The 11,400-nt window shown below is 72.8% G+C and carries 12 protein-coding genes; 7 read left to right on the forward strand and 5 right to left on the reverse strand.

Annotated elements, in window-relative coordinates; all coding sequences use genetic code 11:
* Window positions 1-260: 260 nt before the first annotated feature.
* The 3 genes from OG627_RS05055 (at window position 261) to OG627_RS05065 (ending at window position 1,447) form a co-directional block, all read left to right on the forward strand.
* Window positions 261-488, forward strand: coding sequence for an antitoxin (locus tag OG627_RS05055; RefSeq protein WP_329061826.1), 228 nt, complete (start codon window positions 261-263; stop codon window positions 486-488).
* A gap of 131 nt (window positions 489-619) precedes the next feature.
* A complete protein-coding gene (locus OG627_RS05060; protein ID WP_329061828.1) occupies window positions 620-871 on the forward strand; it encodes a DUF6296 family protein in 252 nt (83 codons plus the stop codon).
* 249 nt (window positions 872-1,120) lie between these two features.
* Window positions 1,121-1,447 (forward strand): plasmid stabilization protein, encoded by a 327-nt coding sequence (locus OG627_RS05065; protein WP_329061830.1) that lies wholly within the window; start codon window positions 1,121-1,123, stop codon window positions 1,445-1,447.
* 145 nt (window positions 1,448-1,592) lie between these two features.
* Here OG627_RS05065 and OG627_RS05070 read toward each other — a convergent pair whose 3' ends face one another.
* The 3 genes from OG627_RS05070 to OG627_RS05080 form a co-directional block, all read right to left on the reverse strand.
* The gene (locus OG627_RS05070; protein WP_329061832.1) at window positions 1,593-2,276 is read right to left on the reverse strand and encodes a superoxide dismutase family protein; all 684 of its coding nucleotides are present in this window, start codon (window positions 2,274-2,276) and stop codon (window positions 1,593-1,595) included.
* A 216-nt stretch (window positions 2,277-2,492) separates the two neighbouring features.
* Complete coding sequence (locus OG627_RS05075; protein WP_329061833.1) at window positions 2,493-3,050, reverse strand: hypothetical protein; 558 nt, start codon at window positions 3,048-3,050, stop codon at window positions 2,493-2,495.
* A gap of 137 nt (window positions 3,051-3,187) precedes the next feature.
* Window positions 3,188-4,732, reverse strand: coding sequence for an alkaline phosphatase (locus OG627_RS05080; RefSeq protein ID WP_329061835.1), 1,545 nt, complete (start codon window positions 4,730-4,732; stop codon window positions 3,188-3,190).
* Between the two features lie 194 nt (window positions 4,733-4,926).
* Here OG627_RS05080 and OG627_RS05085 point away from each other — a divergent pair, with 194 nt between their 5' ends.
* Window positions 4,927-5,472 carry a PH domain-containing protein gene (locus tag OG627_RS05085; RefSeq protein WP_329061837.1) on the forward strand — a complete coding sequence of 182 codons (546 nt, stop codon included), beginning with the start codon at window positions 4,927-4,929 and terminating at the stop codon, window positions 5,470-5,472.
* Between the two features lie 49 nt (window positions 5,473-5,521).
* Entirely contained in the window at window positions 5,522-6,232 is a 711-nt protein-coding gene (locus tag OG627_RS05090; RefSeq protein WP_329061839.1) for a lytic transglycosylase domain-containing protein, read from the forward strand.
* Between the two features lie 69 nt (window positions 6,233-6,301).
* On the opposite strand, the gene OG627_RS05095 is transcribed toward OG627_RS05090, so the two are convergent.
* Window positions 6,302-7,681 (reverse strand): hypothetical protein, encoded by a 1,380-nt coding sequence (locus OG627_RS05095; protein WP_329061841.1) that lies wholly within the window; start codon window positions 7,679-7,681, stop codon window positions 6,302-6,304.
* Between the two features lie 215 nt (window positions 7,682-7,896).
* Here OG627_RS05095 and OG627_RS05100 point away from each other — a divergent pair, with 215 nt between their 5' ends.
* A complete protein-coding gene (locus OG627_RS05100; protein WP_329061843.1) occupies window positions 7,897-9,111 on the forward strand; it encodes an FAD-dependent monooxygenase in 1,215 nt (404 codons plus the stop codon).
* Window positions 9,112-9,318: 207 nt separating this feature from the next.
* Window positions 9,319-10,152 carry an MIP/aquaporin family protein gene (locus OG627_RS05105; protein ID WP_329061845.1) on the forward strand — a complete coding sequence of 278 codons (834 nt, stop codon included), beginning with the start codon at window positions 9,319-9,321 and terminating at the stop codon, window positions 10,150-10,152.
* Window positions 10,153-10,170: 18 nt separating this feature from the next.
* Here the strand turns inward: OG627_RS05105 and OG627_RS05110 are convergent, their stop codons facing one another.
* Window positions 10,171-11,373, reverse strand: a complete 1,203-nt coding sequence (locus OG627_RS05110) for a cytochrome P450 (protein WP_329061847.1) — start codon at window positions 11,371-11,373, stop codon at window positions 10,171-10,173.
* Window positions 11,374-11,400 lie beyond the last annotated feature (27 nt).

Consider the following 11,400-nt stretch of genomic DNA (forward strand, 5'->3'; position numbering starts at 1 on the left):
TGCCCATCCTGCGCGGCGCCGACGGCTCGCACCAGGACCCCTGCCGCCGCCGCGGGCCGCGTGCCCCCGACGGGTCAGCGTCGAACCACGTCAACACGTGCGACGGCGCCCGGACGCCCGGTCTCCGCCCATGTGCCCGCCCCCGCCCGCCTCTTCGCCCTCTTCGGACTCCGACGGCACCGGACGGCTCGGTATGATTCCGAGCTGGGCCGACGGTTGCTGTCGGTGGTGGCTGATCGCATCCGGAGGAGCGAGCATTCATGTTTGACCGGCTGAAGGACCTCAAGGACAAGGCGACCGACCTCGCGAGCGAGCACGGCGAGATGATCGGCCAGGGGCTGGAGAAGGTCGCCTCGGTGATCGACGACAAGACCGACGGCAAGTACAGCGATCATCTCGACACGGGCGTCGAGAAGGCCAAGGGCTTCATCGAGGGTCTGGACGAGAAGGACGGGAAGAGCGAGCCGGACGCCGTCAAGGAGTCCTGACCCGCACAGCTTCCCCCGGGCCGGTCCCGGACTCCCGTTCCGGGACCGGCCCCGCTCTCCCGCGACGGCGCCGCCGTGCCGCGATTAGACTGAAAACCGGACATGCAGGGCTTCCTCGTCAAGGAGGCGACATGGGAAGGTCCGACCACTACGAGCTGGTCTTCTCGCACTCCGGCGCCCCCGCCCCGGTCACCGTCCCGGGCGGCGACGTGGATACCGTCGTCGTGCACCGTACGGACCGCAAGGGCCCCGGCGGGCACCCGCTGTACGCGGATGACACGGGCATCGTCCTGGCGGAGATCAGCGACCTCGACGAGGTACGGATGATCGCCAGCGGCGGGCAGCAGGACCTCACCGCTTCGGTCGCGGCGCACCCCGTGTAGACCGGTCGCGCACCGGACGGACGAGCGGGGTCGCCTGTCCGTTACTGGTCGAGTGCGGAGGGTGTGCGCACCGCCACGCCTCCACGTGCCGTACCCCCGAGCCCCCGTACGGCCCCCGCCGTGTCGCGCGCCGTGCCGTCCGGGCGTGGAGTGGGGAGGGCGGGCGCGGCGCGGCGGCCCTCTCCGGCCGCGCGCTCCCCCGCCGTTTCAGGCGCGTGCGACGCGCGATCCAGTCGAAGGAGAGGTTTCATGCCCCGAGGTGCGAGTCCCAAGCGGGAGCGTCAGTACGAGCACATCAAGGAGGGTGCGGAGAAGCGCGGCCGGTCCCCAGAACGGGCGAAGGAGATGGCGTCCCGCACGGTCAACAAGGAACGCGCGCGTTCCGGTGAGTCGCGGTCGGCGAGCAGGACCTCCCTCCGGGACCCGAAGTCCGCGCCGCAGCGCGGGGGACAGCGCTCGCACAGCGGCGCGCAGGGGCCGACGAGGGACCAGCTGTACGCCGAGGCCAAGAAGCGTGGCGTGGAAGGCCGTTCGTCGATGAACAAGCAACAGCTCTCCAGGGCGCTCGGCCGCTGACCCGGCCCGTACGCCCGCCCCGGCGGCCCGGACCGCACCGCGGTCCGGGCCGCACCGCGGTCCGGGCCGCCGGGGCGTGGGAGCCGTAGGAGCCGTGGGGGTGCCAGGACGTGTCGCCGATGTCCCGCGATCCCGTCCCGCTGTCTCATCCCCGGAAGCGCGCCGGACTCCCCGTCGGCGCCGCGGGCTGCTCCGCGATCGGCTCCCCGGTCCACTTCGCCGTTCCCCGGACGCCGCTCTCGAAGGGCACGGTGAGGCATCCGGCCCTGGCCCCCGCCGTTCCCGCGTCGCCGGGGTCCGTGGCGGTGCCGTGTTCGTGGATCACGACGGCGTGCGCCCCGCCCTGACGGAAGCGCCAGTGGTGCCGGGAGACGGCGGCGCCGGTGCCCCGGGCGTCGGTGGTGAAGTCGAGCCAGACCTCGTTCACCGGGTTCGCGTAGGCGGGGTCGGTGGACGGCTGACGCGGGTCGGGGACGTTCTGGTAGTGCGGGCCCGAGTCGTCGGGGGACGGCCCGCACGGCTCCGTGTGCACATGCGCGCCGTACGCGCGGCCCGGGAGCAGACCGCTGACCTTGAGCACGACCGTGGTGGCCGGACCCCCGGCGAGCCGCTCGACGCGCTCGGTGACGGAGATACGGGCCCCCACGGGCACCGTCCTCGTGTCGTACGTCAGCGCGTCCGACGGATGTGCGGACGCAGGAGTGACGAAGCGCCCCTCCGCCCGCACCGTGACGGGGTCGCCGTGCGCGGACGCTGTCGCGGCGGGCAGCGCGAACGCGAGCGCGGTGGTGACGGCGACGGCGGTGGCGGCCTTGGAACAGGTCCTCATGAGCGGTCTCCTTCAGCGGATCCGGGGTGTCACCCCGGTCAACGGAGGAGAGCGGCCAAAGGATGTGTGCGCCGCCCGCGTTTCCCCCGGCCGCTCGACGCGCCTGCCGCCGGACGCGCCGACCGCCGAGACCGTACAAGGCCGGACGAGGCCGGACGAGGCCGTGCGAGGCCGTGCGACGCCGCGCGGCAGGGGCGGGGAGACAGGCGGGAGGGGCTACTCGTTCACCAGGACCGGCACCGAGAGCACCGCGGCGGCCGGCGTACCGGTGAGCTTCTTCGCCGGGACGGTGAGGTCGATGCCCGCGCCGCCCGCCTCCGAGCCCCCGTGGGCCGCGTCGGCGTGGGCGTGCCCGCCTTCCCCGCCCTCCTCCTGGTACTCGAACGTGCCGGTGCCCAGCAGCCGTCCGGCGTCGTCGTAGTAGGCGGCGCGCACTTCGAGCGCGAGGACATGGCTGACGTCGGTGGTGATCGTGAGATGGCCGGTGACGGCGGGCTCGCCGGTCAGCTTCAGGCCGGTCAGTCTCACCCGGTCGGTGAACGGCCCCTGTTCGACACGTACCTCGCCGGACCGGGCGGGGGCGGCGACGGTGGCGGCGGGCTCCGGCGCGGAGCGCGGGGCGGGCAGCGCGACGGAGGTCGCGGTGGCGGCCGGTTCGCCGGCCTTCTCGCGCGCGTCGTCCCCCGTGTCCCCGCCCGCGCCGCAGCCGGCGGTGAGGGCGACGAGCAGGGCCACGGCCGGCGCGAACGCCGTCCCGCGTGTGAGGTGCTTCATCGGTGGTGGCTCCAGGAGTCGCGGAGGGGGCCGGGAGGGCGAGGCGTGGTGCGGGCCCCGCCCTCCCGGCCCCCGGGTTGCGTTCTGACGGTGTCGGCGGCCGGTGTCGGCGCCGCCTGCCGTGCCGGCGGCCGGTGTCAGCGCCGGGGCGCGGCCTTGCCGAACAGCGAGCGGTAGAGCTTGCCGTACAGCTCGGTGTTGTTCTGGCTGGCGGCGAAGGCGGCGCCGTTCGGGCCGTACGCGTAGATCGGCACGTCGGCGCCGGTGTGGTTGCCGGAGAGGTACGTCAGCCACAGGCTGGCGTCCGGGCTGCCGTCCTTGACGTTCTTCGGGTCGTCCGGCGTACGGAAGGTGGCCGGGCCGAAGTTCTTCGCGTCGCCCGCGCCCGAGCCGTTGGCGATGCCGCTGGAGCGGACCGGGTCCTTGGCGCCCGAGGCCGAACGCGAGGGGGTGCTGTTGTTCGCGGTGTTGCCGGAGTCGGCGTTGGCGGGCGGAGCCGCCGCCTCCGCGTTGACGTAGCTGCCCTTCTCGATGATGTTGAACCCGGCGCACTCGTGGTCCGCCGTGACCACCACGAGGGTGTGGCCGTCCTTCTTGGCGAAGTCGTGCGCGGCCTTGACCGCGTCGTCGAACGCCTTGATCTCACCGAGCGTCTGGGACGCGTCGTTGGCGTGCGAACGCTTGTCGATCTGGGCGCCCTCGATCTGGAGGAAGAAGCCCTTGCCCTTCGGCTTGCCCTTCACCTGGGCGCGCTGCGCGTCGGTCAGCAGGGAGATCGACTTGCGGGTCATCTCCGCGAGTGTGGGCTCCTGCTTCTGCGGGGCACCGGCCCCGAGACCCGCCTTCGCCTGCTCGACGGTGAGGTTGCCGCGGTTGAACAGGCCGATGACCTTCTTCGCGCGGGTCTTCTCCAGGTCGGACCTGGTGGCCACCTGCTGGCTGTCGGCGGTCTGGGCCGCCAGCTTCGGGTCGCCGAAGCTGCCGAGCACGTCGTAGCCCTGGGCCTTCAGTGCCTTCTGGTCGTCCGGCTGGAACCGGGCGAGGCCGCCGCCGAGGATCACGTCGGCGGTGCCGTTGCGCGCGATCTGCTGCGCGATCGGCGTGATCAGCGTCTTGTCCTTCGGCGGCGTCTCGTAGGAGCCGTCGTCCTTCTTCGGCAGACAGGCCGCGTCCGAGTAGACCGGCCCCTGGCAGCCGCGCAGCAGCGCGTGGCTGACCTGCGCGGCGGGGGTGGCGTCCGTGATCTCTGCGGTGGAGACGTTGCCGGTGGCGAAGCCGGCCGCCTTGGCCTGCTCCATCATCGTGACGACGCGCTTCTCGTACGAGTCCACGCCGATCGCCGCGTTGTACGTCTTGACGCCGGACGCCCAGGCGGTGGCGGAGCTGGCGGAGTCGGTCACCAGGGCGGGCTTGTCGCTGTCCTTCTCGACGGCGTAGGTCGCGACCGCTCCGGTGTAGGGCAGACGCTCCATGTTGAGCTTGCCCTCGGCACCGTAGAAACGGTCCCGGCCCGCGGTGACATGCGTACGTCCCATGCCGTCGCCGACCAGGTAGATGACATTGCGGATCTCGGTGCCGCCGGTACCGCGCTGCGGAGCGGAGTTGGCCGCGACCGCGGTTCCCGCGGCCAGCGTGCCGGTCACGGCCAGGACGGTCAGAACCTTGACGGGTCTGCCTCGCATAGGGGGACAACTCCTCATATCTTCCGGCGCGGGCCGTGGGCCGGCCACGGACGCGCGGGTGCTTCCTCGGGTCAGGCGGCCGACGCTAGAAGCGGGACATGAACACGCCACCACCCCCCGGTGACACCGCGCCGAACAGCGCTCCTTCGGGCGATGAGTTTCGACGGGACGCACGCTGTGCCAGGATTCCGCACATGGTTTCCGTAGACCGCCATCTGGCGCCCGATGAACAGCTTGTGCACGCCACCCGCCAGCACTGGACCGAGATCGTCAGCGAGTTCCTGATCCTGGCGCTGATCTGGGTCGTGGCGGCCGTCCTCCTCTGGCTCACCCCCGCGGGCGAGGACTGGGGCACCAACGCCGACTACGTGATCGTCGGCCTGGCCCTGGTCGCCTCCCTCTGGTTCTGGCTGATACCGCTGCTCAAGTGGCGCAGCACCGTCTATATCGTCACCACGAAGCGGATCTACAAGCGCAGTGGCTTCCTGACGAAGACGGGCCACAGCATCCCGCTGATCCGGGTCAACGACGTGTCGTTCCGCGCGACGCTGTGGGAACGCCTCATGCGGGAGGGGACGTTGTACATCCAGTCCGCCTCCGAACAGGGAATGCTCACGCTCAAGCACGTGCCGGACCCGGAGGGGCTGAAGGACCTGATCTACGGGGCGGTGGACGCGGAACAGGGCGGCGGCGACCGGCAGGGCGGATTCGACGGTCAGGCCCCCGGGCCGCGCCGCTGACCGGCGCGGCCGACGGGACGGCGCGGGTGCGCGCGGAAGGGCGGACGTGATGGCCGGATCCGGAGCACGGCGGCCGTGGTGGACGGCGCTGGTCCTGGCGGTGGCCGTCGTGGCGCTGGCCCGCTGCGGCGCGGCGCCGGAGCCGGGGCCGGGGCCGGACGGCCCCTCGGACCGCGCCGCCACCTCCGCCCCGCCCGTCCCGCCCGTCCCGTCGGCCACCGCGTCGCCCAGCGCCACCGTCCCTGCCCCCGCCACCTCCTCCGCGCCGGCTTCGGTGTACGACCCGGCGGACTTCGCCGCTCCGGTGCGCACGTACTCCGGGCGGGCCGGGATCAGCGCCCGGCTGCTGATGGCGATCCTCTACAACGAGGCGTACAAGCCGCACGATCCGGCGCTGGAGCGGGCCTGGCAGCGCCACAAGCCCGGCGCCTCGTTCGGCATCGCCAACATGCACCGGGCCGCCTTCGACGACACCAAGCGGGGCCGGGACTTCGCCGGCCGCCGGTGGGAGGAGCTGCCCGACGACCGGGACCTGGCCATCGAGGCGGCGGCCTGGCATCTGCACGATCTCGCCGCACGACTGCCCGCCGACAGGTCGGGTTCCTACGGCAAGGACGAGCTGCTGGCCCTCGGCTACAACGCCGGAGCGGGCAACATGCTGGCCTTCGCGCGCGGCGTGGCGCCGGGCAGCCAGGCCGCCTCCTATGTGGGACGGCTGCGCGCCAACTGGGCCAAGTCCGGTGACGCCGTACGGAAATGACCCGCTCCGGCGCCCGGAACCGGCCAGATCCGGACGGTGGGTCGTTCTCGTGCCCCTCCCGTCACCGGCTCACCAGTCGCCGCCCCCGAAGTCGCCGCCCGAGTCGCCCGATCCACCGCCGAAGCCGCCGAACCCGCCGCCGAAATCGGCCGCGTCGAAGTCAGCTCCGGAGACGTCCCCGCCCTCGGGCAGGCTCTCGCCGATGCCCGCGCCGGAGTCGGCGAAGGCGGAGGGCGCGCTGAGCATGGAGCCGATCATGGTCCCCATCAGCAGACCGCCCACGGCACCGGCGGCCACCCCGAAGTAGCCGCCCGCCCAGGGCGCGTAGCCCGGTCCGGCGTTCCAGTAGGGCTGCGGGCCCTGCGCGGTGTCGACCATGCGGGACTGCGGCGTCCCGCCCCGGGCCATCAGCTCCACGTCCGTGGCACAGGCGGGCACGGCCCGGTCGGCGCCGCCGGGCGGGGCCCACATCACATCGGAGACCGACGGGCCGTGCCGGGGGTCGAAGAAGCAGGGCCCCCGGCGCTCGGGCAGCGGGTCGCCGGTGCGCCGGGCTGCGAGGGTCGCCAGCGCGAACCGCCCCTGTTCCAGGGTTTCGACGACCGGCCGGATGTCGTCGGGGCCGGAGGCGGCGGCGACCTGCGTCTTGGCCGTCTCGTACGCGTCCAGGGCCTGTCCGTAGTCCTGGCGCATCTCGTCGTTGGCGCCGGGCTCCGAGGGGGTGAAGTCCAGCCGGTCCAGCTCCTCGCCGAAGGCGGTGATGTCCTCGTCCACCACCACGCGCAGGGCGGCCAGTTCGGCCCGCGCCCGCTCCTCGCGCTCGCGCTTCCTACGCCGGTACAGGACGTACGCCCCGGCCCCGCCGGCGACGGCCACGCCGCCCAGGATCAGCGCCCCGGAGCCACCGGAGCCCCCTTCGCCGTCCGGACCGCCGTCCCAGGACGCGGGGGCGCTGCCCCCGGCCTGCTGGAGCGCCTGGTCGACGAAGCTGTTGAGCTGGGCGGTGGCGTCGTCGGGCGAGGAGCGGCGCGCCGCGCCCCGGAGATTCTCGACGGCGTCGCGGGACATCACCTGCGGGTCGGAACCCGCGCTGAAGGCGTCACCGAGGCGGACCGCGTACACCCCGGTGATGCCGGTGAGCGCGCGTACGTCGGCGAGGAGCGTCTTGCGGGGGAACGCGTCGCCCGCCGGCAGCACGGCGACGAACACCGGCTTGTCCGCGTCCTCGATCTTCTTCGCGAGCGCCTCGGCATCGGCCTTCGGCAGCTGCCCGGCGACCCGGGGATCGACGTACACGGGGCTCTTCTTCAGCGCTTCGGCCACCTCGGCGGGGCCGCTCGCCGCGTGGGCGGTCCCGGGCGCGAGCAGAGCGGCGGCGCCTGCCAGCAAGAGCGTGACCAGGGCCAGGAGCGGTCGGCGGCGCGGCCGGGCTCCCGTGGTGAGGGGCATGGAGAATCTCCTTGGGCGGTACGAGCGTTGCATCGACCCAAGTGAATTGCACGCTTGCGCAATATAGCAAGTTTTTACTCGCGCATGGTGGCCGAATGACCTTGCCCCGCCGCCCGCCGGACGCCGCGCACACCGCGCGCCGCCCGCCCGGCCCCGACGGCCGCCGCTACCTTTGGTCACTCCATCATCACTTCGCGTGACGCCAGGGAGTCTCTGTGAAGGTCGCCTGTGTCGGCGGCGGGCCCGCCGGCCTGTATCTCTCGATTCTGCTGAAGCGGCAGGACCCGTCCCACGACATCACCGTCCTCGAACGGAACCCGGCAGGGTCGACCTACGGGTGGGGGGTGACGTACTGGGGCGGCCTCATCGACAAGCTGCACGGCCACGACCCGGAGTCCGCGCGGGCGATCGGCGAGAACTCGATCTGCTGGAGCGACGGGGTCGCGCACATCCGCGACCGTACGACCGTGCACCACGGTGACGAGGGGTTCGGCATCGGCCGGCACCGGCTGCTGGGCATCCTGGCCGAGCGGGCCGTCTCCCTCGGGGTGCGGGTGGAGTTCGAGCACGGGATCCCGGCCGGGGCCGAGCCGCCCGCCGCCGATCTGGTCGTCGCCTGCGACGGCGTCAACAGCACGCTGCGCGAGCGCCACGCGGACCACTTCGGCACCCGCGCGGTCGCGGGCCGGAACATGTACATCTGGCTCGGCACCACGAAGGTCTTCGACGCCTTCACCTTCGCCTTCGTGGAGACGGAACACGGCTGGATCTGGTGCTACGGGTACGGGTTCAGCGCGGAGCACAGCACCTGCGTCGTCGAGTGCTCCGCCGAGACCTGGACCGGACTCGGGCTGCACGAGGCGAACGAGGCGGACGGCCTGGCCGTTCTGGAGAAGCTCTTCGCCGAGCCGCTGGACGGGCACGCGCTGATCGGCCGGGCCCACGAGGACGGCAGCGCGCGGTGGCTGAACTTCCGTACGCTCACCAACCGCCGGTGGTACCGCGACAACCTGGTCCTGCTCGGCGACGCCGCGCACACCACGCACTACTCCATCGGCGCGGGCACCACCCTCGCGCTGGAGGACGCCATCGCGCTGGCGGGCGCGCTGGGCGCGGAGCGGGAGCTGCCGTCCGCGCTGGCCCGCTACGAGCGGGAGCGCAGGTCGGCGCTGCTGGCGGTGCAGAGCGCGGCCCGCTACAGCGCCCAGTGGTACGAGAACCTGCCCCGCTACACCGGTCTGCCCCCGGAGCGGATGTTCGCGCTGCTCGGCCAGCGGCACTCGCCGCTGCTGCCGCACATCCCGCCGGGGCTCTACTACCGGCTGGACCGGGCGGCCGAGCGGCTCGACTTCCTGCGCGGGCTCAAGCGCCGGCTGGGCCCCCGGGTCGCCAGCGCCCTGCACGCCCGTTCGCGGGCGTCCCGGGGCTGATCCGGCCCCGCCGCCACTCCAATGGCCCCCGGGCCACCGCCCCGTCCCGGGGCCCGGGGCCGCGCTCCGACCTCAGCGGCGGCACCGCCCGCACCACGCCCGGCCCAGTGTTCCGCGCTCCGCCCGCGCGTCGCGCGACGTCCGCCCCCGGCACAGAATGCCGAGAAGTACAGCGCATTCGCCCATGGATCGCGGAAGGCAGAAACCATGAAGGAACGCGTAGGCAAACGCGTAGGCAAAAGAGGCGGGGGGCTCATCGGCGAACTGTCCGCGGAGTTCGCCGGGACCATGGTCCTCATCCTCTTCGGCTGCGGAGTGGTGGCCCAGGTGCTGGCCGGGGGGCTCGGCGACCACGACAGCATCGCCTGGGCGTGGGGGCTCGGTGTCACCCTCGGCGTCTATGTGGCCGCCCGGATCAGCGGCGCCCACATCAACCCGGCGGTGACCCTCTCGTTCGCCATCTTCCGCGGCTTCTCCTGGCGCAAGGTGCTCCCGTACATGCTGGCGCAGACGGCGGGAGCGTTCGTGGCGGCGCTGCTTGTGCGCTGGAACTACACGGAGGTGCTGGCCAAGTTCGACCCCGGCCACACCTACAAGTCGCAGATCGTGTTCAACACGCTCCCCGGCAACGGCACGCTCCCGGTGAGCGAGTGGGGGGCGCTGCGGGACCAGATCATCGGTACGGCCATCCTGGGCCTGGTCCTCTTCGCGCTGACCGATCTGCTCAACACCCCGCCGGGCGCCAACCTCGGCCCGCTGCTCATCGGTCTGCTGGTCGTGGCGATCGGCATGGCGTGGGGCACCGACGCCGGGTACGCCATCAACCCGGCCCGCGACTTCGGCCCCCGGCTGGCCAGCTTCATCACCGGCTACCACGGGGCGTGGCGGGATCAGTACGGCAATCTCTACTTCTGGGTGCCCATCGTCGGCCCGCTGATCGGCGGCCCGCTCGGCGCGGGCCTGTACAAGTTCCTGATCGGCAGGTACCTGCCGAAGGCCGGGGAGCAGGAGGTCGGCCGGCTCCCCGAGCCCGCGAAGTGAGCGGGACGGCCAGGGGGTTCACACCAGGACCGGCAGCCCCTCCAGTCCTCTGATCACGAAGTTCGGCTTGCGGACGGGGTCCCCCGCCGGGCGCAGCCCGGGGGCCAGCTCCAGCAGCGCGGCCATGGAAGCGGCCAGTTCGATACGGGCCAGTGGGGCACCGATGCAGTAGTGGATGCCCGCGCTGAAGGAGATGTGCGGGTTGTCGCGGCGGGCCAGGTCCAGGTCGTCCGGCGCGGCGAAGACGGCGGGGTCGTGGTTGGCCGAGCCGAAGAGGAGGGCGACCTCGGCGCCGCGCGGGATCGTGGTTCCGCCGATCTCGACCGGGTCGAGCACCCACCGTTCGAAGAGCTGGAGCGGGGTGTCGTAGCGCATCAGCTCCTCCACGGCGGTGGGCAGCAGGGCACGGTCCGCGCGCAGGGCGGCGAGCTGCGCGGGATGCCGGAACAGGGCGTGCCAGCCGTTGACGGTGGAGTTGACGGTGGCCTCGTGTCCCGCGTTGAGCAGCAGCGCGCAGGTGGCGACCATCTCGGCCTCGGTCAGCTTCCGGCCCTCGTCGTGGGCGGCGATGAGTCCCGAGATCAGGTCCTCGCCGGGCGCGGCGCGCCGCTGGGCGATGAGTCCGCGCAGATACGCGGAGAACTCGGCGGAGGCGGTGACCGCGTGGCGGGCGGTGTCCTCGGACGGGTTCAGCTCGTACATCGCGCAGATCGCCGCCGACCAGGGCCGCAGCAGCGGGCGGTCCGTCTCGGGGACGCCGAGCATCTCGGCGATGACGGCGACCGGCAGCGGTTCGGCGACGGCGGTCAGCAGGTCGCCGCCGCCCTCGGCGACGAGCCGGGCCACCAGCTCGGCCGCGAGGTTCCGTACGTACGGCTGGAGCTGTTCGACCGTACGCGGGGTGAACGCCTTGGAGACGAGGCGCCGGATGCGGGTGTGGTCCGGTGGCTCCAGCTCCAGCATCCCCTGGTCGTTCAGCTCGTGGAACGGTTCGTGACCGGCGGGCGGCGGGGTCCTGCCGAACTCCTGGTGCGTGAAGCGGTGCCCGTACGAGCGGCCGAGCCGCCGGTCGCGCAGCAGCGCCGACACGTCCGCGTGGTGCGGGACGAGCCACTGGTCGCTCGGTTCGTAGTAGTGCGCCCGGCCCCGGGCGCGCAGCTCGGCGTAGGCGGGGTACGGGTCGGCGAGGAAGGCGGGCGACCGGGGCGCGAAGTCAGGCATGGCAGGACCGTAACCGGCGGCGCGCGC

Origin of the sequence: Streptomyces sp. NBC_01429 (genome assembly GCF_036231945.1) — a bacterium.
GTDB lineage: Bacteria > Actinomycetota > Actinomycetes > Streptomycetales > Streptomycetaceae > Streptomyces.